Origin of the sequence: Corynebacterium sp. ES2775-CONJ (assembly GCF_024814515.1) — a bacterium.
GTDB lineage: Bacteria > Actinomycetota > Actinomycetes > Mycobacteriales > Mycobacteriaceae > Corynebacterium.
Window position 1 is genome coordinate 62,172 of sequence record NZ_JANUXT010000006.1, and the last position, 21,219, is coordinate 83,390.

The 21,219-nt window shown below is 53.9% G+C and carries 20 protein-coding genes; 10 read left to right on the plus strand and 10 right to left on the minus strand.

Annotated elements, in window-relative coordinates:
* Positions 1-36: 36 nt before the first annotated feature.
* The 5 genes from NXT01_RS08130 to brnQ form a co-directional block, all read right to left on the minus strand.
* The gene (locus NXT01_RS08130; protein WP_259079842.1) at positions 37-1,488 is read right to left on the minus strand and encodes an ABC transporter ATP-binding protein; all 1,452 of its coding nucleotides are present in this window, start codon (positions 1,486-1,488) and stop codon (positions 37-39) included.
* Positions 1,488-2,315 carry an ABC transporter permease gene (locus NXT01_RS08135; protein WP_259079844.1) on the minus strand — a complete coding sequence of 276 codons (828 nt, stop codon included), beginning with the start codon at positions 2,313-2,315 and terminating at the stop codon, positions 1,488-1,490. Before NXT01_RS08135 ends, NXT01_RS08130 begins: the two co-directional genes overlap by 1 nt.
* Complete coding sequence (locus NXT01_RS08140; RefSeq protein ID WP_259079846.1) at positions 2,316-3,257, minus strand: ABC transporter permease; 942 nt, start codon at positions 3,255-3,257, stop codon at positions 2,316-2,318.
* Positions 3,248-4,786 (minus strand): ABC transporter substrate-binding protein, encoded by a 1,539-nt coding sequence (locus NXT01_RS08145; protein ID WP_259079847.1) that lies wholly within the window; start codon positions 4,784-4,786, stop codon positions 3,248-3,250. The genes NXT01_RS08140 and NXT01_RS08145 overlap by 10 nt, the downstream gene beginning before the upstream one ends.
* A 354-nt stretch (positions 4,787-5,140) precedes the next feature.
* Positions 5,141-6,505, minus strand: a complete 1,365-nt coding sequence (gene brnQ, locus NXT01_RS08150) for a branched-chain amino acid transport system II carrier protein (RefSeq protein ID WP_259079849.1) — start codon at positions 6,503-6,505, stop codon at positions 5,141-5,143.
* A gap of 364 nt (positions 6,506-6,869) precedes the next feature.
* Between brnQ and NXT01_RS08155 the strand changes: the two genes are divergently transcribed.
* Together NXT01_RS08155 and idi are read left to right on the plus strand one after the other, a co-directional pair.
* Entirely contained in the window at positions 6,870-7,343 is a 474-nt protein-coding gene (locus NXT01_RS08155) for a hypothetical protein (RefSeq protein WP_259079851.1), read from the plus strand.
* Positions 7,344-7,369: 26 nt separating this feature from the next.
* Complete coding sequence (gene idi, locus NXT01_RS08160) at positions 7,370-7,909, plus strand: isopentenyl-diphosphate Delta-isomerase (protein WP_259079853.1); 540 nt, start codon at positions 7,370-7,372, stop codon at positions 7,907-7,909.
* Here idi and NXT01_RS08165 read toward each other — a convergent pair.
* Both NXT01_RS08165 and NXT01_RS08170 read right to left on the minus strand, forming a co-directional pair.
* The gene (locus NXT01_RS08165) at positions 7,906-8,703 is read right to left on the minus strand and encodes a phosphotransferase (protein WP_259079855.1); all 798 of its coding nucleotides are present in this window, start codon (positions 8,701-8,703) and stop codon (positions 7,906-7,908) included. The genes idi and NXT01_RS08165 overlap by 4 nt on opposite strands.
* Positions 8,700-9,911 carry an alpha/beta fold hydrolase gene (locus tag NXT01_RS08170; RefSeq protein ID WP_259079857.1) on the minus strand — a complete coding sequence of 404 codons (1,212 nt, stop codon included), beginning with the start codon at positions 9,909-9,911 and terminating at the stop codon, positions 8,700-8,702. The genes NXT01_RS08165 and NXT01_RS08170 overlap by 4 nt, the downstream gene beginning before the upstream one ends.
* Before the next feature lie 33 nt (positions 9,912-9,944).
* Here NXT01_RS08170 and NXT01_RS08175 point away from each other — a divergent pair, with 33 nt between their 5' ends.
* The 8 genes from NXT01_RS08175 to NXT01_RS08210 all read left to right on the plus strand — a co-directional run bounded on the left by NXT01_RS08175 (position 9,945) and on the right by NXT01_RS08210 (position 17,155).
* The gene (locus tag NXT01_RS08175; protein ID WP_259079859.1) at positions 9,945-12,005 is read left to right on the plus strand and encodes a M3 family metallopeptidase; all 2,061 of its coding nucleotides are present in this window, start codon (positions 9,945-9,947) and stop codon (positions 12,003-12,005) included.
* A 4-nt stretch (positions 12,006-12,009) separates the two neighbouring features.
* On the plus strand, positions 12,010-12,216 hold the full coding sequence (locus NXT01_RS08180) for a hypothetical protein (protein WP_259079861.1): 207 nt from the start codon (positions 12,010-12,012) through the stop codon (positions 12,214-12,216).
* 258 nt (positions 12,217-12,474) lie between these two features.
* A complete protein-coding gene (locus NXT01_RS08185) occupies positions 12,475-13,257 on the plus strand; it encodes a glycosyltransferase family 2 protein (protein WP_259079863.1) in 783 nt (260 codons plus the stop codon).
* Positions 13,257-14,156: a phytoene/squalene synthase family protein gene (locus NXT01_RS08190; protein ID WP_259079865.1), complete on the plus strand. Its 900-nt coding sequence runs from the start codon at positions 13,257-13,259 to the stop codon at positions 14,154-14,156. The genes NXT01_RS08185 and NXT01_RS08190 overlap by 1 nt, the downstream gene beginning before the upstream one ends.
* Positions 14,153-15,709 (plus strand): phytoene desaturase family protein, encoded by a 1,557-nt coding sequence (gene crtI / locus NXT01_RS08195; protein WP_259079872.1) that lies wholly within the window; start codon positions 14,153-14,155, stop codon positions 15,707-15,709. Before NXT01_RS08190 ends, crtI begins: the two co-directional genes overlap by 4 nt.
* The gene (locus NXT01_RS08200; RefSeq protein ID WP_259079874.1) at positions 15,706-16,035 is read left to right on the plus strand and encodes a lycopene cyclase domain-containing protein; all 330 of its coding nucleotides are present in this window, start codon (positions 15,706-15,708) and stop codon (positions 16,033-16,035) included. The genes crtI and NXT01_RS08200 overlap by 4 nt, the downstream gene beginning before the upstream one ends.
* Positions 16,032-16,301, plus strand: coding sequence for a lycopene cyclase domain-containing protein (locus tag NXT01_RS08205; protein ID WP_259079876.1), 270 nt, complete (start codon positions 16,032-16,034; stop codon positions 16,299-16,301). Before NXT01_RS08200 ends, NXT01_RS08205 begins: the two co-directional genes overlap by 4 nt.
* Positions 16,298-17,155 (plus strand): prenyltransferase, encoded by an 858-nt coding sequence (locus NXT01_RS08210; protein WP_259079883.1) that lies wholly within the window; start codon positions 16,298-16,300, stop codon positions 17,153-17,155. Before NXT01_RS08205 ends, NXT01_RS08210 begins: the two co-directional genes overlap by 4 nt.
* Here the strand turns inward: NXT01_RS08210 and NXT01_RS08215 are convergent.
* The 3 genes from NXT01_RS08215 to NXT01_RS08225 form a co-directional block, all read right to left on the minus strand.
* Positions 17,152-17,901, minus strand: a complete 750-nt coding sequence (locus tag NXT01_RS08215; RefSeq protein ID WP_259079885.1) for an ABC transporter permease — start codon at positions 17,899-17,901, stop codon at positions 17,152-17,154. The two genes, NXT01_RS08210 and NXT01_RS08215, sit on opposite strands and share 4 nt — an antisense overlap.
* A gap of 14 nt (positions 17,902-17,915) precedes the next feature.
* Positions 17,916-18,797: an ABC transporter ATP-binding protein gene (locus NXT01_RS08220; RefSeq protein WP_259079886.1), complete on the minus strand. Its 882-nt coding sequence runs from the start codon at positions 18,795-18,797 to the stop codon at positions 17,916-17,918.
* 146 nt (positions 18,798-18,943) lie between these two features.
* Positions 18,944-21,067 carry a 4-alpha-glucanotransferase gene (locus NXT01_RS08225; RefSeq protein WP_259080022.1) on the minus strand — a complete coding sequence of 708 codons (2,124 nt, stop codon included), beginning with the start codon at positions 21,065-21,067 and terminating at the stop codon, positions 18,944-18,946.
* Positions 21,068-21,219 lie beyond the last annotated feature (152 nt).

A 21,219-nucleotide genomic window follows, 5' to 3' on the forward strand; every position in this document is an offset into this window, starting at 1 on the left:
TAAAGGCCACGATGGAAAATCGTGGCCTTTAGTGATTTAAGCGTGGCGGATGAGGTCGGGGACCGCGTCAATGAGCGCCTGCGTATAGGCGCTCTGGGGAGTACTCAGTACGTCTGACACGGGACCCGACTCCACAATATGGCCTTTATTCATCACCAGGACATCGGTGCACACGCTTCGCACCACGTGGATATCATGGGATACAAAAATCAGGGTGAGTCCTAATTGATCAACCAAAGAATCGAGCAGCTCGAGGACTTTCTTGCGAACGCTAACATCGAGCGCGGAGACGGGTTCGTCGGCAAGCAGGATATCAGGACGAGGAGCCAGGGCGCGGGCTAATGACAAACGTTGCCGCTGGCCGCCCGAGAATTCGTGCGGATAGCGATCCATCATCTCGGGATCAAGACCCACCTCGTGAAGAACTTCTCGTATTCGGGCATCATCTCGACGAGGAAGAGTCTCGGAAATGATATCGCGTATCTTCATTCGCGGATTAAGGGAGCCCATGGGATCCTGAAAGACCATCTGTATGCAACCCGTGGTGGACAGAGCCCCGGACGTTGGCTTTTCTAATCCAGCCAACAGTTTGAGTGTGGTTGTCTTCCCAGAACCAGAACCACCAACAATACCTAAACGCTGCCCACGGTAAACCGTGAAATCAATATCGTCGACCGCAAGGCTATGGCGTCCAAAGCGCTTTGACACACCGCGCATATCAGCCACGATCTCATCGGATACTTGAGGTTTGCGAGCCTGCGGGAGGATAGACGCTGAGACCAGCATCTGAGTATAGGGATGCTGTGGCTGGCGTAGCACCTGATCGGTGGTGCCTGTCTCCACAATTGTCCCCTTGTGCATGACGAGGATGCGCTCGCAGGTCGAGGCCACCAACCCGAGGTCGTGGGTGATAAAGAGCAGTGAGGTGCCACGTTCACGCACCAGCTTCATAATGAGCTCAATAATCGCCCGCTGGCTGGTGACGTCCAATGCTGTGGTCGGCTCATCGCAGATCAGTAGCTCTGGATCGTGCGCAAGCGCCATGGCAATAAGAACACGCTGACGCTGACCGCCGGAGAGCTCGTGCGGATAACGTCCTAGTAATTCACTATCTAGTTCTACTTTGGCTAAGAGCGCCGCTGCCTTGCGGTCGGCGTTGGTGCGCGAAACCTTTTTGTGGATCCGCACCGCTTCGGAGACTTGCGCCCGAATAGTCATCAGAGGATTAAGCGCCGTCATGGGTTCCTGGAAAATCATGGCGACTTTCTTCCCCCGTAACCCGCACAAAGCCTGCTCCGAGAGCTGATCGAGCCGGGTTCCATCCAGGCTGATGGCGCCAGTTGAATCGATCAGACGCATAATGCTTAAAGCAGTGAGTGTTTTACCGGAGCCTGATTCACCGATCAAACCAACGCGTTCGCCCCTGCCAATTTCGAAGCTGATGGCGTCGATGACGCCATGGGTTCTCAATTCTTCGACTTTCAGCATTACAGAGCCGCCTTTCTATTAAAACGGGGATCTATAACATCGCGGAGGCCGTCGCCTAAGAGGTTGAACCCGAGCACCGTCAACGCGATGGATAGCCCCGGCCACAGGGCAAGACTAGGAGCGGTTGCCAGCGAGGACTGTGCAGTCTGCAACATTCTTCCCCAACTAGGATCAGGGGGAGGAGTGCCTAAACCGAGGAAGCTCAGTCCTGCCTCCGCCAAGATGGCTAGCGCAAAGGAGACGGAGGCTTGAACGATAATCACACCCAAGATATTGGGCAGCACATGGCGGTAGGCAATATATATGTTGGACTTCTGTGCAGTTCGCGCTGCTGCCACATATTCGCGCCCCATTACCGATAGCGCCGCCGCCCGGGATACGCGAGCGAAGGCAGGGATTGAGGCGATACCAATGGCGACCATAGCAGTGATTGTGGTGGCGCCAAAGATTGCGGTGGCAATGATTGTGAGCAGCAGGCCGGGGAAGGCCAGTAGGAGATCTGAGGCGCGCATGATGATGGTTTCCGCCAGGCCTCGGCGCATCGCAGCCCAGATCCCCAAGGGCACACCACATAATAAGGCCACTGCTACCGCAACGACACCCACCAGCAAAGTGATACGTGCGCCTACCATGATCTGGGAAAAGACATCCCGCCCGAAGCGATCGGTGCCCATGATGTGGGCAAAAGAGCTTGATTGTAGCCGTGCATTGGGATGAGCTTGTAAGGGATCGTAGGGAGTCCACACCAGTGAGATGAGAGCAAGAATGACCACGCAACCGATAATGGCTCCACCGATCATGGCGGTGGGGGGAAGTTTCCGCAACATTTAGACACTCCTTCGGGTGCGGGGGTCAACCAGGGCATAGGTGACATCAACAAGGGCATTAACCACAACCGCGAAGATCACCAAGATCATCACAATTGTTTGAACCGTAGGAAGATCGCGGTTAGTCACAGCGGTGAGGAGTAAGGAACCCAAACCTGGGATCACGAAAACCTTCTCGATGACCACCGCGCCGATAAGAAGCGAGGTAAGTTGCAAACCCAAGACCGTTATCACGGGCAAGGCTGCATTGCGTAGGCCGTGAGCTCGCAATGCCTGCGCGGGGCTTAAGCCCTTAGCTCTCGCGGTGCGCATGAAATTCTCGTTCATAACCTCCAAAATGGCGCCTCGAATATAGCGGGTCATAATGGCGCCTTGAACAAGGCCCAGGGAAATAACGGGAAGGATGAGATGCGAAAGGAATCCCCCAAAATCCTGATTAGGCACCTCCCAGCCATTGGCTGGGACCCAATCAAGCCGGATGGCGAAGGTGGCCACTAAGAGGATCGCAGCGAGAAAAGAGGGGACCGCAATACCCACTTGGCTTAGAGCGGTAATGATCACTCCGTCGAGATTGTGGGCGCGGTAGCTAGCCCACATACCTAGTGGGATCGCGATACACAGGGACACAACCATCGCGCAGATAACTAAGATCATGCTGACCTGAAGGCGATCAAATATCTGGGTAGAAATATCGGTGCCCGAGGTGAGCGAGATCCCCAGATCTCCTCGTAAAAGCCCCCCAATCCATTGGGCATATTGGATCCACATGGGTTGATCAATACCCATCTTCGCCTCTAGATCAGCTACCGATTCCGCCGTGGCGGTGACACCCAGGGCGATCTCAGCCGGATTACCAGGGATAATACGCAAGGCGATGAAGATAACCACACTGGCGATAAATAGTGTGAGCGCATAGCGGATCAGAGCGTTAACTATTCGCATGCTTGGTCTCCTTGGGTGGAAATATCGGCAAGCAGGAGTCCATCTGCCACCGAATTAATTGGGATACCGCACACTCCTTGGCGAGTCACCACCACGAGCGGCAAATTATAAAGAGTATCTGCTGGGGCCTGCGCCATGATTTCGGCGACGACGTCTTTCATCATCGATGGGTACTCAGTCGCGGGCGCTTGGTCTGCGGCCTCGAGGAGATTTTGAACCTTCTTGTCGTTATAGCCTAAGTAATAGTCGGGATTGCCGAAGATATTGGGGATATCGCGCGGTTCAACATGCGCAATGAGCGACATATCATAATCTTTAGCCTTATAAACTTTCGCTAACCACACCGCTGGAAACTCGGTGGATTCGATGGTGACCTTAAAGCCAATATCGGTCAGTTGAGAGTAGAGTAATTCGCTCGCAGCTTGGGCGTAGGGCAAAGAGGGGACCGAGATCGTAATCGGAGTGCCTTGAGCGTTGGCCTCTTTCATGAGCGCCTGGGCTTTTTCCAGGTCATAGTGATAGCTGGAGGTGCCGGTGTACCACGGATCGGTGGGAGCGACAGGAGTGCCACCAGTATCGGTGCCATAGCCCTCCCAGGTGGTATCGATAACGGCTTGGCGGTCGATCCCATACATCACCGCTTGGCGTACCCGGATATCGTTAAAAGGTGCCCGGGCATTATTCATGCTGAGTAGAGCTTCGCCGTTGGTGGTACCAACCTCAACGGATAGATTCTTATCAGCCCTTAAACTATCGAGCAGCTCTGGGGATTGGATGCCGATGGCGGCATCGATATTATTACTGCGCACCGCGTTGGTAAGAGCGATTGCATCGGTGAAATAGCGAAAGACCGCTCGGGAATTCTTTGGGGGATCCCCCCAATAATCTTCACGCGCATCCAAGCTCAAGGACGTTCCCACGGACCACCGGTCGAGGGTGTAGGGGCCGGTACCGACGGGTTCTTCCGCGAGGTTGCCTACCCCATTCGGGCTCATCATAGCGCCGACGAGGGTACCCATGGCCCATAGCCAGGTATTCGAGGGACGTTTGAGAGTGACTCTGAGCGTGAGGGGGTCGATGACCTCTACTGAGTCCACGACATCCATTTGCTTTTTCAATCCATTCGACCAAGCATCACCAAGGACCCGTTCGATTGAAAAGCGGGCGGTTTCGGCATTAAAGCTATCACCATTAGAGAAGGTGACACCCTCGCGGAGATAAAAGATATATTCGGTACCATCGGGGGACTTATCCCAGGATTGGGCTAAGAGGGGCTCAATGTCCCCCTCCTGATTAATGCGAACGAGACCTTCGTAGATATTGCCCATGAGGGCTTGAGGAATCGCCGCGCCGCCGGTGGTCGTGAAGTCAAGACTCGCAGGGGCGGCGGAGACTCCAACGGTTACGGCGTTGGAGTCTGAGAGCTGTTCGTGCACGCTTTGGCTGGCGGTACTGCCCGCAGAGCAACCAGATAGAAAAATTCCGGCTCCCGCGATGCTAGCAAGCGCGATGCGAGTGTTATTGGACATGGTTCAAGAGTAGTGGTTTGCGCGTGTAAAAAAAATTTTCACACACACTTAAATCCCCCCGTATGGACACTAAAGTCAAGATTAAAGAGACGGTATTTGAGGGAGGGGATTCACATCAAGAATCGACCCTCCTCGCCGGGGGTGTGACGCCCCCAATGACAGGCGTGGTTTCAGCCTCGGAACTGGCAGTTCTGCGCCGTAATTGAGATGATTGCCATAGGGGTAGACAGCAAGAAACCGGACTGGCCTACGCGGTAGAGGTCATGTCCGGTTCTTATTTAGTTTTCACAATTCTTTTTCGAAAATTGTGAGCACTCATACTTTCGCTGAATAAGTATTAGTGATTATTTAATATTACTGGGTTTGGATATTCTCGTATGCCTTCTTAATGGCGGCACGAGATCGCTCAGGATTGAAAAGATCTAGAAATAATCCAATGGTTAGAGCCACCAGAGCGGGAATCAACCACCCAAAATTGGCTTCCTGAAGTGGAGCGGAGCTTAATAAATCAGGCATGACGGTTGTGGTAAAACTCCATGCCGCCACCGTCCACACGGCAAAGCGGAAACTATAAAAGAGCGGTAAAGGTAGGAAATGACCGAAGAAGGTCAGGGCCACCACCGTAATAGCAATGGGGTACAGGAAAATGATAATCGGGACAGCAAGAGCTAATACCGTTTCCAATCCTGTGGTGGCAATCACGCAGGAAATAACGGCAAATCCCGTCAACCAGTAGTGATAACGCACCGCTGGAACCAGAGACTGAAAGAATTCACTGGTTGCAGCCAACAACCCAGTAGCAGTGGTCATACACGCCAAAACCACAATGCCTCCGAAAACAACCTGGCCTTGGAAGTTAAGGACTCGCAGCGCGGCAGCAGATAATAGGGCAGCACCTTCGGGATAGCTTTGGCTGTCTTCTAAGTGGAGGCCGATATAGGCCAGTCCGAAATAAATAATTGCCAAGAGCAGCCCCGCAACTAAGGCGGCTACCGTGGTGGATTTATGAACGGGAATTGAGGTGCCCGCCGTCGAGCGCTTGACAGCGGAAATAACCAAGATGCCGAATGCGAGGGCGGCCACGGAATCCATAGTCATATAGCCAGCAAATAAACCGGTAGCCAGCGGGGAGGTTTCGTAATCCGGCAGTGGGCTAGGGGAGGGGTTCTTGAGTTTAAAAAAGCTCATCACAATTAACACGGTGAGGAGGAGCAAGAGAGCGGGAGTCAAAATGGCACCCAAGCGATTCACCAAATTGCCAGGCCTAAAGGCTAATGCATAACAAATAACAAAGAAGAGCACGCTAAAAAACAAGGAAGCACTCGTTGAAGTCCATCCCGTGATGGGGCTAATAGCCACGGAATAAGCCACGGCAGCGGTACGCGGAATACCGAATAAAGCGCCAATTGCTAAGTACACGGCAACAGAGAAGGTAACGGCGAAGATCTTGCCGGCACGCGCTGGCAACGAGCGAATATCATGCCCCGATAACCCCATGGTGATGACGGTAATAATGGGCAAGGCCACAGAACCGAGAAGAAAACCAATAATCGCGGGTGTGAAATTAGCGCCTGCGCCAGCCCCCAGAACGGGCGGGAAAATGAGGTTTCCAGCGCCGAAGAACATCGAAAAGAGCATAAGCGCGATGGGGGCTAAGATCCGTGGGCTCAGTATCGAGGCACTGCCGGATTTCTTAATCACGGTGGGTTGAGAAGACATAGGTAGCGGGAGCTTTCCTTAAATTAATCGTTAAAGACTGTGATCGAGTAAAGCAGCGGTGATAGATGCTCAACTCATCGCTTATTTCTTGGTATCGCACAGAGCGGCCTCGTAGCCGCTCATCAAGACCGTGCCCCTACCAAAACTGGATACTTAAGGTAGCTGGTTCATCCTGCGGTGATGGTGGCTGCAGACAACCAATAAAGGGTGTAGAACAAGTTGTACAAACTATACAGCAACGCGGGCACTTTTCTCATCTGAGATCGAGCCGTGACTAATCGGCTCATTTATTGCTACTATTTTCCTGAATATAGTTCACCAACAATATGGGTCGAGGACGATGAAGATACTAAAGTCTGCGAATATGCTTATCGCTGCGGCACTGGCATTAAGCCTTGGTGCCTGCGCGGCGTCGGAACAGCAAGAGCCCATTAAGACGCAGGTGGCCCAAGCCCAGGAAACGTCAGCCGCACCCCAATTTAGTGCCGTCGATATTCCCGAGAAGATTGTCACAGACTTAACAAAACCCGCCGAGGACCCAGGGCTTAATATCAAGGTGGAACTGCAAGCAACTGGATATAACCAGCAAGCAACAGGTTCAGTTATTTACCTGCTTGTCACCAATACTGGCGATATAGCGCTTCCTCCTCAAGAACTACAGGTGAGCTTAGATGGTGCTGAACTCGTTCCTGAAGGCACCATCGACCTAGACCTTCCTTTAGGTGCTGGGGCTTCGACGAATCTGCAGTATGCCTTTGCCATCGATTATTATCAGCTCTCCCAAGCGCGGTTGAAAGTAGGTAACCTCGTCTTTGAGGGCAACCTCAATAGCGTATAAGTACCCAACCAAGAAGAGGCAGTGATATGACAGATACCGTTGTGCTTGTCGACGATGAGGGAACCCCATATTCCACTGCCCCTAAAGCAACCGTGCATAGCAGCACCACACCATTGCACTTGGCTTTTTCCTGCTATGTTTTCAATCCCCACGGCCAATTTCTCATGACCAGGCGAGCCCTCTCAAAGGCCACGTGGCCTGGAGTGTGGACCAATTCCGCGTGCGGGCATTTAGGCCCACACGAAACCGCCCTCGACGCCGTGCACCGCTGGGTTCCCCACGAGCTGGGAATAGAGAGCCTCGATAAGGTTGAGGTTGTGCTGCCGGATTTCCGCTATCGTGCCGTTGATTCCAGCGGGATCGTGGAATACGAAATCTGCCCCGTTTTTATCGCCCGCATTAGTGCCGACATAGCTCCCGATCCAACCGAGGTGGATTCCTACCGGTGGGTGAATGCCACCGATCTCATCCGTGCCGTTGACTCAACCCCTTTTGCTTTTAGTCCGTGGATGGTTGAGCAACTCGGTCACCAGCAGTTGCGCGAGCGACTCCTCGCCGGCTTTTAGGAAAGTAGCGTCCGCGCCGCATTTAGGGGAATCTGCACCCAATCGGGACGGTGATGTGCTTCGTAGTCGATCTCGTAGAGCACCTTATCCACCATATAGGCCTCAAGAAGCTGTGCGTCATAGTCACCGTAGCCAGTGAGGAAATCCTCCCCGTAATCGAGACCAGCATAATCGAAGCTCCGGATCATGCCCGCGAGATCTCGCATAGGAGAATCCGGGAGTCGGCGCTGGGATAGCGGAACAGTAGGCTCACCTTCGAAATCTATGAGGTAAAACGCCCCGTGTGATCGAAGAATTTGGCCAAGGTGAAGATCCCCATGAATGCGTTGCACAGGGATAGGGCGATCAAAGATCGAGTATGTCCGCTCCGCCGCGGGGAGAAATTCCGCAATAATCTTGGTACGCGAGGCAAAAAGGTGTAGGCGTTCAAGAAATGTCTCCCGCAGATCTCGCCGCTGGCCCGTAGGAAAGGCATGGGCTAGATCTTCGTGCACTTCTTTAAGGATCGCGCCCATTGCAGAGGCATTATGAGGATCTAGTTGCTCTCGTGCCGCCCAGCAATCTTGGGCATCGGGCAGGACAGAGGTGATGATGACCGCGGTGGCATCACCGTCGCGAATCTCACCAATAAATTCTGCAACGTGTCGGTGAAGCGCAGCTGTGATTTCAACATCAGGATGAATTCCAGGTTCCGGATGCGCCAGCACCTTCCACACCTGATCGCCGAGAATATAACTGGCATTGGTTTGGGTACCGCTGAGGCGTTGAAATGCCGGCCCCGCAATACTAATCATAGGCCGAGAGTCACCCGCAACTGCCCATACGGGTCACTCTCGGGATAGGGCTCGCGTCCGATCGGTGCAATAAGAACCTGTCTATTGGCGGAATAATCAGGCCAGGAGGGAAGCACACCGCGAAGGTAGTCCTTGACAATATTAAAGATCGGGGGATTGGGGGCGCTTCCGAATACCCAGCGTAGATCCGCCCCATGAATGATCGGAGGGTCTCCCTGGTAATCAATAAGCCACGTATCTTTTGGTCTCACCTGACCGATACCGAGGGCCCATTGCCGGATCATAGTATCTCCGACAAGTGAACCGAGCAGGGGACCATCAGGCTCATAGCTTTGTGGCATCCCGAAAATCCTACGCAGGATAAAACCCGGAATAAAGGGCTTCTCTTTGAGGTCAAACATCTCACCATCGGTGCAGCTAATAATAATGGGCAGATCCGCCATCTCCGCAGGCTCGAAAGGATAAGGGCCGAAAGCGAGATCGCTTGCTACCAGTCCACTAAATCGCTGCGCGCCCTTGTCCAGCCGGCTAGGTCCAAGACGCCTCAGGTCGTCCTGAGTCAACGGTACGCGCAAACATGCCCGCAAGAGATTTTTTCTGAAAGGACGGCGCGGAAAAGCGGGACTAACAGCCAGGATGCGTCGAAAAGTGCCGTCGTAATGATCCTTGCGCCCCAACCAGAGAGCTATGCCTGCCCCCGCAGAATGCCCCACCACCGTTATATTGGTGGGATCACCGCCGAAGCGCTCAATATTATCAGCCACCCACCCAATTGCTTCACGGCAATCTTCGATTCCGCGATAATCCTTCTCCCCTGAAAAGCGAACGAAGCCTTCGATAGCCAAACGGTATTCCACGCTCACTACAATAAAGCCTTGCTCAGCCAAGGCCGCAGCCTCAAATACTGGTTCGCGGAAATGCCCCGACTCATAACTACCACCGTGAATAAAAACCATCACCGGGCAATCGTGCAGTGGCTCAGCCGACTGTGGTGCCGTGATGAGAAGGGGGAGTAAAGATATCTGATCGGCACCGCGATGCGGCTGCGCTAGGGTGAGGGTGCTCAGGGCCTCGCCGGCAAAGGCGGTGCGATAGGAGGGCTCAAAGGGGCGGTAGCTGGCATAACTGGCCAGGAAATACCGCACCGCAGTAGACGGTGCCAAGGGATTGTCGATCGCTTCGACCGTCGGTTGCACATCTGGTTGCATAGCCTTAGATTTTAGCAGCTAGCATAGGTAGCCATGAGCGAATATAACCCCCTTTTAGTCCCCTCCACGTTGCCCTACCAACTTCCGCCCTTCGCGGACATCAAAACTGAGCATTTCCAGCCAGCATTCGCAGCGGCCATAGCCGAGCACGACGCTGAGATCACCGCGATTGCCACCAACGAAGATCCAGCAACATGGGACAATACTGTAGAAGCTTGGGAAAAATCCGGTCGCAATCTCGAGCGCGTAGCCGCGGTCTTCTTCAATCTTCTTGGCACCGATTCGACTACCGAGTTAGAAGATATTGCGGCCACCGTCGCCCCGCAGTTAGCAGCCCATACTGATGCTATTTTCCTCAATGCTCAGCTCTATCAGCGGCTTAAGGATGTGCAAGTTCCCGTTGCCCCTGAATCTCAAAGACTTTTTGACCACCTGATGCGGCAATTTACAAGGAGGGGGATCAATCTCAGCGCGGATAAGCAGCAGCGGTTAAAGGAGATCAACGCGCAGCTCTCTTCGCTATCCGAGCGCTTTAATTCCGAGCTTCGGAAATCCACTACTCAGGATGCGCCTACTTTTGACCGGGAAGACCTCCGTGGGCTCGATGAGGCTACTATTCAGTCAGCCCGCCATTATGCTCAGGATCTAGGGCGCGAAGGCTATGTCTTGCCACTCGAGCTTCCAACCGCACAATCGGCTTTAAGTCATCTAGAAAGCCCCACGGTTCGGGCCACTCTCTATGAAGCATCCAAGAACCGGGGTGCGAGCAATGCTGAGACCGTTATCAAAACGGTGCAGCTGCGCGCTGAGAGAGCTGCTTTATTGGGCTATGACAATCACGCCGAGTACGTGATCGCAGAGGAAACCGCCCCTGATAGTCATGCAGCCTCGCAACTGCTATCAGATTTGGCACCCGCTGCCGCCACAAATGCTCGCAATGAATTCAAATTACTCCATGAGGCCGCTGATCTGGACAGCGAATCAGACCACGGTGCGACTATCGGGGCAGCAGACTGGCCTTACTGGGAAACTTATATACGCCACCGCGACTATCACCTCGATGAAACCGAACTGAAGAAATACTTCCCGCTCAGTCGGGTTGTTAACGATGGCCTCTTCTATGCAGCTTCTAGGCTCTATGGCATCACTGTACAGCCACGCCCCGATTTGGTGGCCTACCACCCGGATGTGAAGATTTATGAGATCCTGGAAGAAAATGGGGAAGGGATCGGGCTAGTGCTCACGGACTATTTCGCCCGCCCATCCAAGCGTGGAGGAGCCTGGATGAGCTCATTTGTGGATCAGTCCGAGCTACTGGGGGATAAACCGGTCGTGGTCAACGTGCTCAATATTAATAAGCCCGTCGATGGCTCCGATCCGCTGCTGAGTCTCGATGAAGTCACCACACTCTTCCACGAATTCGGCCACGGTCTGCATGGACTGTTTTCCCAGGTGAAATATCCCACCTTTTCGGGTACCCGGGTGCCTCGAGATTATGTGGAATTCCCCTCCCAGATCAACGAGAATTGGGCCTTTGATGACGCTATCCTCTCCCACTACGCCTTCCATATTGACACAGGAGAGCCACTTCCCACCCAGATGCGAGAGGCCATGACAAAGGCCCAGCAATTCGGTCAAGGTTGTGCAACCTCTGAGTACCTCGCCTCCGCAATCATCGACCTCGCATGGCACAGCCTCTCTCCGGACGAAGCACACAAACTGCGCCCTGAAGATATAGCCGAGTTCGAGCGCCAAGCTCTTGCGAAGGCGGGGCTTGAGGTGGCCCATCTAGCCCCGCGCTATGGGAGTCTTTATTTTGCGCATATTTTTGCTGGCGGTTACTCAGCGGGCTACTACTCGTATTTATGGGCAGAGGTTCTCGACGCCGATGGATTTGATTGGTTTACCGAATGTCACGCTGCGGGAGCACACGCTGGCGATGCAGCGGCTCGGCAGGCAGGTCAAAAATTCCGTGACCTCGTTCTCTCCCGGGGTGGAGCCGATGATTACCACGAAGCTTTTATCAAGCTGCGCGGCCGAGAAAAAGATATCACTCCGTTGCTGCGCCGTCGTGGACTAGCGGGTAGCTTATAAAATTATGGATGCCTTCACCCAATTCCTCACCACCACCAATTTCTGGTTGCAGGTTGTTGTGGTGTTTGTTGTGGTGGTCCCCCTCGGCGCTATGATCGCTGTGGTGTGGCTGCGGGTGGTGGATATTTCAGGGTCACTGTGGCTGCGCATAGTGGCGTGGGTGAAGAATGCCCGTGTGAAAACCGTGAATACTGGGGATGAAAGGAACTAATGGCTAACCCCGAAGAACTCCGGAAAAAAGATCAAAACCTCCCTAAACGGAGGCGTAGCTATCCACGTTCGCGAGTCACCCAGGCACTGTATCTGTTGCTAGCGGTCGTTGTTATCGCGTGGATAATAAGCCAATATTCTTAAAAAGGAAGCCCCCGCAGCTGAGGGGTGTCGATTAAGATAGAAGGACGCAGCCACCACCGTCGCCATGCCACTCGAGCCCGAGTCAAGCAGAGGCAGTCTGGAGAAACCCCACTTGATGCATTCTCGACGCATATCCATGATCATCCCCTGCCTCAATGATGCCCCCCTGTTAGCGCGGCTGCTGGAAAGCCTGAGCGACCAGACTATTCCTGCAGATGAAGTCATTGTGATTGATAATGGGTCGGAAGATCATTCCGCCGAGGTGGCAGAAAAATTTGGGGCGCGAGTAGTCAGCGAACCACACCGCGGAATAACTCGAGCGGTGTGGGCCGGTTTCGAGGCGAGCACGGGCGATATTATGGTGCGCACAGACGCCGATGCAGTTCTGCCCCGTGACTATATTGCAAAGCTGCACACCACCTTTGATCGCGCCGATAAAAATCCTGGTCTGCGCGTGGTAGGGATCACAGGCAATGCACGATTCCAATTACCATCCCCCTGGTCTCGTATCGCAAGCAAGCTCTATGTGGGTAGTTATCTCTCCACCACAGCTTCCGCATTAGGGCACTACCCGTTCTACGGAACCAATTTTGCCATTCGGCGCAGCTGGTGGGAAGAGGTGCGGGATCAGGTCGATTTCACTGATACTTTCGTCCACGAAGATTTGAATCTCTCCTTCGCGGTGCGCCCCCATGAGACCGTCTGGTACCAGGATGATCTCCTCGTTGAGATGGATCCCAGAGCGCTTTTCGGAGCGCGGCAGCTCTTTATTCGCTTCACACGAGGTTTCTACACCATGTTTAAGAATTTCCGTACCCAACCTCCACCACTGCGTTTGAGCCACCGCGGTGTGCTGGGTTCCACCATGCAAAAACTAGTCAGTGGGAGGGAAAAATAATGCGACTTCGCCCAAGCCTTAGCTACTTAGAGCGCTACGATAACGCCTCCTCTGCCGCTAGTCGGGAGATTATCAGTTCGTATTCCACCAGTTTTTCTTTGGCAACGAAACTTCTGGCACCCCGCGTACGACGCGATATCGCCCACCTTTATGCCATGGTGCGCATTGCCGACGAAATCGTCGATGGGACCGCCGGCGAGGCTCAGCTCAGCACAGCCGACGTAAGTGCGGAATTAGACGCCTATGAACAGCGGGTTTTACTAGCTCCCAGGCAGCGTTTCCATACTGATCCGGTGCTGCATGCCTACGGTCAAAGCGCTAGACGCTGCGGCTTTAAGGAAGAATATATCCGGGCCTTTTTCGCCTCGATGCGCCGCGATTTACATCAAACAACATACGATGCTTTAGATTTCGCCGCTTATGTCTACGGCTCAGCTGAAGTCATCGGACTATTATGTTTGCAAGCCTTTATCGTCGATATCCCTATCACAACCCAAGAAAGAGAGCTCATGGAGGAGGGGGCAAGAGCCTTGGGAGCAGCATTCCAAAAGATCAACTTCCTCCGCGATCTATCGGAAGACTCCCACGCTCTCGGTCGCCGATACTTCCCCCAGCTTGCAGAACGCGAACTGAACGATGCAACTAAAAAAGAGCTCATCGACGATATCCGCCATGACCTCCGTCTCGCCCGAACTGTTATTCCCCATTTGCCCTATTCCTCTCGCATGGGGGTGATCGCAGCTACTGATTTCTTTGCGGAGTTAACCAGGTTGCTCGATCAGACACCAACCTCGGATATCTATTCCCGGCGAGTCAGTGTGAGCTCGATCACGAAAACTAAAATCTTTGTGCGCGCAATCCAGCGCGCATTTACCACTACATCAAAGGATAGGATATGAAAGTTCTCATCATCGGCTCCGGTTTTGCGGGCCTCGCCACCGCCGCACTACTGGCCAAAGCGGGTATGCAGGTGGAAGTGATAGAAAAAAACAGCGGCATCGGAGGTCGCTCCGGTGAAATCACCGACCAGGGGTTCCGGTGGGATACTGGCCCGTCCTGGTATCTCATGCCCGATGCCTTTGATCATTTCTTCGAGCTCATGGGTACCAGCACCGGGCAGGAACTCGATCTTGTGGATCTCGAGCCCGGCTACCGCCTGTTCCCAGAAGGGCGCCCGCCCCTTGATATTCCCTCCAACCGCGCCGCCGCCATCGAATTATTTGAGAGTATCGAAGAAGGGGCCGGTGAAGCCCTCGAACTCTACCTTGATAGCGCCAAAGATGCCTACGATCTATCCATCGAGCGCTTCTTATATACAACATTTTCCTCCATCAACCCCTTTATCCACCACACGGTTCGCCAACGCCTCGGGCGCCTGGCGACATTGCTGTATAAGTCATTAGCGGATTTCGTCGATGAACGCTTCAGCGATACGAGGCTGCGCCAGGTCCTTAAATACCCAGCAGTCTTTTTATCCGCCCGCCCAGAGACGACACCCGCGCTCTATCACCTCATGAGCTATACCGATCTGGACTTGGGAGTAAAATACCCGCAAGGTGGCTTCATGGCAGTGGCGAAAGCCATCCACCGCCTCGCCGAGCACCACGGTGCAATATTCCGCTTTAATACCTCCGTCGTTGCTATTACCACCGAGAATAAAAAAGCCACCGGCTTGCGGGTTCGCAACGAAGACGGTGACCTCGAAGAACTCCCCGCCGATATCGTGGTGTCTTCCGCCGATTTACACCACACCGAAACCCGGCTACTTCCCACCGAGCTGCGCACCTATAGCGATGCCTACTTTGGTAAGAAAAATCCAGGCATTGGCACCGTGTTGCTCCTTCTTGGCGTGCGCGGCCGGCTGCCCGAATTAGATCACCATAATCTGCTGTTCAGCAGGGACTGGTCCCACGATTTCGATGCTGTTTTCTCTGGCCCCAGTGATCAGCGTCCCCTCGAAGCATCCCGCTCGATCTATATATCTATGCCGTCGAAGACAGACCCTGAGGTCGCCCCCGAGGACCACGAAAACCTCTTCGTTCTCATCCCGGCCCCGGCGCGCACCACCTTCGGCTATGGGGATGCTTACCGCGAGCAGGCAGACCCCGCGATTAGTGCAATTGCCGACGCCGCCATCGAGCAAATCGCTGCATGGACCAAGGTCCCAGATCTCGCCGAGCGCATTGTGGTGCGCAAGAGCCTAGGACCGAGCGATTTTGCCGAGCACTTCCATGCCTGGCGGGGCGGATCGATCGGTCCGGCGCATACTTTGAGCCAGTCCGCTTTCTTTAGGGGCAAAAATAAGTCCTCGAAAGTCGCAGACCTCTACTATGCTGGTGCTACCACGCTGCCAGGTGTTGGGGTTCCCATGTGCCTAATCTCTGCAGAGAACGTACTTAAGCGCATCAACGGCGACACTTCTCCTGGTCCTTTAGATACGGTGGGTTCATGACGGGTCTGGTCTATCTGCTGATCCTGCTCGGTTCACTAAGCGCTATGGTGGCCTGCGACTACCGCTATCGATTAGCATTCTTTCTCAACGCCCGTCACGCCGGGATCATCATTGCCCTGCTCGTGCTGATCTTTTTAATCTGGGACGGGCTAGGAATTATTACTGGAACATTCTTTCGCGGGGGATCGCCGTATATGACGGGGATTCTTCTCGCTCCTGAACTTCCTCTCGAGGAGCCAATCTTTCTGATATTTCTGTCCTATCTGACCATCAACCTCACCACAGCTGTGAGGCGATTGAGCCGCGCACAGGAGGTTCGGCAGTGATCTATACCCTGATTAGTGTGCCCTTTGTGCTCGGGGCTGGGGTAATGTGGTGGCGATCTGAGCACCGCAATATTAAAGAACTGGGCATCGTGACTGCGTTGTTGCTCATTCTCACCGCTATTTTTGACAACCTTATGATTTGGGCGAAGCTCGTCGCTTACGGCCAGGATCAGCGCCTTGGACTACACCTCGGACTTGTTCCCGTTGAAGATTTCTTCTATCCCATCGTAGCCGCCCTCTTTATTGCCGCCTGGTGGAAGCCATGACTACTTGTGTAAATATCCTTAAAGCCTCTCGGCCTATTAGCTGGGTTAATACGGCCTTTCCTTTCGGATTAGCCTATCTCTTAGCTGGCGGTCAGGTTGACCTGCTCTTTTTCGGTGGGGTTTTCTTTTTCCTCATTCCCTACAATATTGCGATGTACGGCATCAATGATGTCTTTGATTACGAATCCGATATACGCAACCCACGCAAGGGTGGGGTAGAGGGCGCCATCTTGGCGCGGTCTATGCACAAGCCACTGCTTATCGCCTCCGTGGTGAGTACGGTACCCTTCCTCATCTGGTTCTTCCTTGTGGGTACATTCACCAGTGGAGCGTGGTTGGCTCTCTCTGTGGGTGCCGTGGTGGCATATTCTGCACCTCCGATGCGCTTCAAAGAGCGTCCGGTGCTAGATTCGATTACGTCCTCGGCGCACTTTACTACTCCCGCACTGGTGGGGTTGACCATTGAGCACCCGGATTTTCCGCCCACGTATTGGCTACCTATCCTCTCCTTCTTCTTCTGGGGGATGGCTAGCCATGCTTTAGGGGCAGTCCAAGATGTGAAGGCGGATCGAGAGGGGAATCTGCACTCGATCGCAACCGCACTAGGGCCTAGATTGACCACAAGATTAGCGGGTCTATTCTACCTCGTGGCTGCAGTGATGCTCTTCGCCCTGCCCTTCCCGGGTTGGCTCATTGGGGTGTGCGGTCTGGGATATGTGGCCAATACGGCACGGTTTTTCTTTATCACCGACGAGACCTGTGAGGAGGTCAATAAGGCGTGGCGGGTATTTCTCGTGATGAATTATTTCACCGGGATGATCGTTACCTTCGCCGTGATTTCGCTCTATTACTAAGCCCGGTTTTTATCCCGCGTTGCTGCGTAAATACAACCAGTGACTAAGATCGTGGTCCAGATCCCGAAATTGGCGAAGGCAAGGGCCAAAGAGGTGGTCATCAGCCCAGCATCTTGGGTGAATTGAGAGCCTTCTGCCACGAAATACCGGGCTAATACCCCGCTGCCAAACATCGGGGTCCACTCCCCCCACCGCACGATTGCCTCCGGCATGGGCATAAAGAGATTGCCTAGAAAAGCCAGCAGCACGATCGAGGTTGTGGCGATAGTAATCGAGGTGGAGGAGGGGAGGAAGCTGGCCCATAAGAGCCCATAAAAGCCGAAGGGGACAGCGACCGCGACGGTGACGAAAAAAGTGAGTATCCACTCATCCATTCGTGCGCCCAGCATATAGCCAGTCGCAAGAACGGCCGCCACGGGTAGCATCGTAAAAGCGAAAATCGTACAGATTTGGGCAGCGATATAATGCCGTAACCGCAAGGGCGTGGTAGCCATCATGCGACCCCACCCACTGTTTTGGTCAACCACCGCGCTGCCAGCGGTATTGACTGCCGCCACTACCCCTCCATAAAGGGCGAGACCGATGAGAATATAGGCTTCTACATTCCCACCTTTAAGCGTTACCCCCTGATAGTCCTGGGCGGCACCGAAAATAATATACAAGGCCACGGGCAGACCCGAGGTGAGGATGACATTAGTGGTGTCTTTAAAAGGACGCTTAATGGATAACAGATAATAATCGAGCACAGGCGGCCTTCTTTCTAGTTCTTCTCTAAGGCAAAGAGCTCGTCCAAGCTCATGGCACTAATGCGAAGATTCTGAGCACCGTCCAATAACAACAGCGCCTTGGCGAGATAATCAGAATCGCGTGTTAAGAAGTGGTGGGTGTGCCCATGACGACTGTACCCAGAGCTGAGATCAATAATATGCGGGGGAATATCACCCGGGTAGTCCACATCGATACTGATTTCACCTTGGGCTTGGAGAATCTCCTGTGGAGTCCCAGAGGCGATAACGCGGCCTCGTTTAAGGATAATAAGCCGGTGGGCGAAGTCTTCGGCTTCCTTTAAATAGTGAGTGGAAAAGAGTACCGTTTTGCCGCGCGCGGCGAAGCGTTCGAGAGCATCCCATAATTTTTGTCGGGCACTCGGGTCCATCGCCGTGGTGGGTTCGTCCAGGAGCAGGAGGTGTGGATCGCCGAGGAGAGCAATGGCGAGTTTGACACGCTGCTGCTCTCCGCCAGAGCAGGCGGCAACCTTGCGTGATGCCAGCTCGTTGAGTTCGCAGATCTCGAGAATTTCCTCTAAGGGGAGATGCTGGCTATAGGTTGCCTGCACCATTCTTAAAGTTTCACTAACGGTGAGGATAGGCAATAGACTGCCGTTTTGGAGCATGGCGCCTACCAGTCCGCGAGCAATAGCCTGGCGGGGTTTGAGTCCATAGACTTCTATGCTGCCCGCGGTAGGGGAGGTCAATCCTACGATGAGATCGATCAGGGTTGTTTTGCCGGCTCCGTTATGGCCGAGGAGGCCAACGACCTCGCCTTCTTGGACATCAAAGGAAATACCGCGCACGGCATGAATAGAGCCCCTGCGGAAGCTTTTTGCTAGACCGCGGGCGCTCAGGGCTGGAGCTGGAGTCATGGAAATCTGTGCCTTCTTGTTCACTACTTGAAGAGACATACATTTCTGCGATGACACTTCGTACTCCATTTATTCTACGCAGATGAGGCCGCATACGTCAGCGAGAATTAAAAAATGCAGGCCCGAAAGCCTGCATCAGAAGCGCATTAGGGTCGCGCGGAGGCGGCCGCAATATGCTGGAAACTCGAGCTCGAATACAGATCCTCGATCAGCACTGCCTTGCCCTCATGATCGGTAAGTGGCACACACCAGTTCGGGTAAAGATCCTTCGTGGTACCTGGCTGATTCTGCACGCGCCGATCGCCAACCATATCTACCAAAGCTGTGCAGGTCAGCGCGGATGGGGTGTGGGCGATAAAGCGGTGTAGAGCTGCGACGAGAGTTTCGGTATCGCCGCGCTCATCGCGGGCTACGCCGTGGAAGTTTTCCACTGAGTTATCCTCGCCCTCGAAACCGCCCTGCTCCTTGACCCGGTTGAGTACTTCAGCCTGCCAATTCAGATCTTCGGCAATTTCCTGGTCTGCATCAGTAATCAGCAAGCCGAGCTGCTCGCGCAAAGTGATATGGCGACCTTCCAAATACCCGCAGGTAGGAGGAAGATCATGGGTAGTCACCGAGCTTAGTGCAGCCTGACGGTACTCGCCTTGATAGCGTGGCCCTCCCTGAGATGGCGAGGATTCAAACCACAAGACGGAGGTGCCCATAATGCCGTAGTCGGCGAGAGCCTGTTGTACCCATGGTTCGAAAGTGCCGAGATCTTCGCCAATGACTACAGCTCCTGCGCGCTCAGCCTCGAGAGCCAGAATGCCGACGAGAGCGCGGTAATCATAGTTCACATAGGTGCCAGTGGATGGGTCTTGTAAGCGCGGAATCCAGAAGAGCCTAAATAAGCCCAGCACGTGGTCAACGCGAATGCCGCCAGAATTGCGCAATACTGTGCGCAGCATATCGCGCCATGGCTTGTATCCAGCAGCAGCGAGTTTCTCCGGATGCCACGGAGGCTGCGACCAGTCCTGGCCTTGCTGGTTATACGCATCCGGTGGGGCGCCGACGCTGGCGTCGGGGGCCAAATATTCGGCGAGGTTTTCTGCATCGGATCCACCTGGGTGTACGCCCACCGCAAGATCGGCCATGATGCCAATCTTCATACCGGCATCGCGCAATGCCTGCTGGGCGGCAGCGAGTTGGCTATCGCAGATCCATTGCAGCCACATATAAAATTCCACAGCATTTGCGTTATCCATGGCGTGGCCGCCGGCGAGTTTAGCTTCCTGTTTGGCACACCACGATGCAAAGCGTGCGAGACCTTCGCCTTCGCGGGCAATATATGCCTGGAATTCAGCTTCCCGTTTCTTATTTCGCCCGGCATTGAAGACCTCATGAAGTACCTGTAACTTCGCCGCATAAATGGGGTTGCGGTCAATGATGGAGGCATCACGATTCTGGGATTGGAATTCCTCAGCAATATCAGCAATATCTTCCAAAATATCGCTATCAAGGAGATCAATCTCGGGGATATCTTCGATGCGTATATAAATCGGATTGGTAAAACGACGTGAGGTAGGCAGGTAGGGGGAATCCTCCACTGGGGGTAGCGGCTCCCCAGCGTGCATCGGATTGACCAGGAGGAAGTCGCCTGCCTTCTGCTCGGCGATAAAAGCACCTAAGGTGGCAAGATCGTGAAAATCGCCGATGCCCCAGCTGTCTTCGCTGCGCACCGAGTACATTTGTGCCATCACTCCATGCACCGGCCGGTCGATATACGTAGCGGTGGTAGACAGTCGCGCAGGGGTCACTATCAAAGGACAGGTCTCACGTATCCCTGTAGAGGTCAGCGTAATGGTGTGCCAGCCTTGCGGGAGTCCGGCTGGGATCTCGAAAGTTGCCTCCCCCCATGTAACACCGGCAATCGTGCGAGCTGGAGTCCAGTTCTCTACCTGATCGGCCTTAGCTAAGCTACCATCTTCGAGCGTGATGGAAATATCTGCGGGCGCACCATCATGGACGTGCACATGCAGGTAATAGTTGGCTTCATCGATCATGACCACACTGCGCGGCAGCGGTCTTGAGAATTCGCCGTCGTGTCGCTCTTGGAGCTTGCGGTGAATCTCCTCCTCGGAAGGGTGATCGCTGATATCAACCTCTAAGGCTTTCAGCGTCTTGATTAAGGTGTCGTCAGACACTTCGATGGGCTGTCCACCGAATCCGGTGTAGCCCGTTGATATTGCGTATGCAGCGGCTAATTCGCGCAAAGATTCTTGATAACCCACAGTTGCCCATTGTGCCACCACCGTGAGTGAAGGTGGGAATTTTTCAGCCTAAATGTGATGAATATGATGATCTCTTAAGTTACGCGTGGCACGGGCTTCCTGGGCAGGCGGGGGTATAGTGCTAGGTCGAAGATGCACCTCGGAGAGAAGAT

What these genes read in the sequence shown, in the direction of transcription:
- brnQ (WP_259079849.1), bottom strand. Translation starts at nt 6,505, where the DNA reads ATGTCTTCTCAACCCACCGTGATTAAGAAATCCGGCAGTGCCTCGATA.
- NXT01_RS08130 (WP_259079842.1), bottom strand. Translation starts at nt 1,488, where the DNA reads ATGCTGAAAGTCGAAGAATTGAGAACCCATGGCGTCATCGACGCCATC.
- NXT01_RS08135 (WP_259079844.1), bottom strand. Translation starts at nt 2,315, where the DNA reads ATGTTGCGGAAACTTCCCCCCACCGCCATGATCGGTGGAGCCATTATC.
- NXT01_RS08140 (WP_259079846.1), bottom strand. Translation starts at nt 3,257, where the DNA reads ATGCGAATAGTTAACGCTCTGATCCGCTATGCGCTCACACTATTTATC.
- NXT01_RS08180 (WP_259079861.1), top strand. Translation starts at nt 12,010, where the DNA reads ATGGATGCCTTCACCCAATTCCTCACCACCACCAATTTCTGGTTGCAG.
- NXT01_RS08200 (WP_259079874.1), top strand. Translation starts at nt 15,706, where the DNA reads ATGACGGGTCTGGTCTATCTGCTGATCCTGCTCGGTTCACTAAGCGCT.
- NXT01_RS08220 (WP_259079886.1), bottom strand. Translation starts at nt 18,797, where the DNA reads ATGACTCCAGCTCCAGCCCTGAGCGCCCGCGGTCTAGCAAAAAGCTTC.
- idi (WP_259079853.1), top strand. Translation starts at nt 7,370, where the DNA reads ATGACAGATACCGTTGTGCTTGTCGACGATGAGGGAACCCCATATTCC.
- NXT01_RS08210 (WP_259079883.1), top strand. Translation starts at nt 16,298, where the DNA reads ATGACTACTTGTGTAAATATCCTTAAAGCCTCTCGGCCTATTAGCTGG.
- NXT01_RS08170 (WP_259079857.1), bottom strand. Translation starts at nt 9,911, where the DNA reads ATGCAACCAGATGTGCAACCGACGGTCGAAGCGATCGACAATCCCTTG.
- NXT01_RS08165 (WP_259079855.1), bottom strand. Translation starts at nt 8,703, where the DNA reads ATGATTAGTATTGCGGGGCCGGCATTTCAACGCCTCAGCGGTACCCAA.
- NXT01_RS08190 (WP_259079865.1), top strand. Translation starts at nt 13,257, where the DNA reads ATGCGACTTCGCCCAAGCCTTAGCTACTTAGAGCGCTACGATAACGCC.
- NXT01_RS08145 (WP_259079847.1), bottom strand. Translation starts at nt 4,786, where the DNA reads ATGTCCAATAACACTCGCATCGCGCTTGCTAGCATCGCGGGAGCCGGA.
- NXT01_RS08155 (WP_259079851.1), top strand. Translation starts at nt 6,870, where the DNA reads ATGCTTATCGCTGCGGCACTGGCATTAAGCCTTGGTGCCTGCGCGGCG.
- NXT01_RS08175 (WP_259079859.1), top strand. Translation starts at nt 9,945, where the DNA reads ATGAGCGAATATAACCCCCTTTTAGTCCCCTCCACGTTGCCCTACCAA.
- NXT01_RS08185 (WP_259079863.1), top strand. Translation starts at nt 12,475, where the DNA reads ATGCATTCTCGACGCATATCCATGATCATCCCCTGCCTCAATGATGCC.
- crtI (WP_259079872.1), top strand. Translation starts at nt 14,153, where the DNA reads ATGAAAGTTCTCATCATCGGCTCCGGTTTTGCGGGCCTCGCCACCGCC.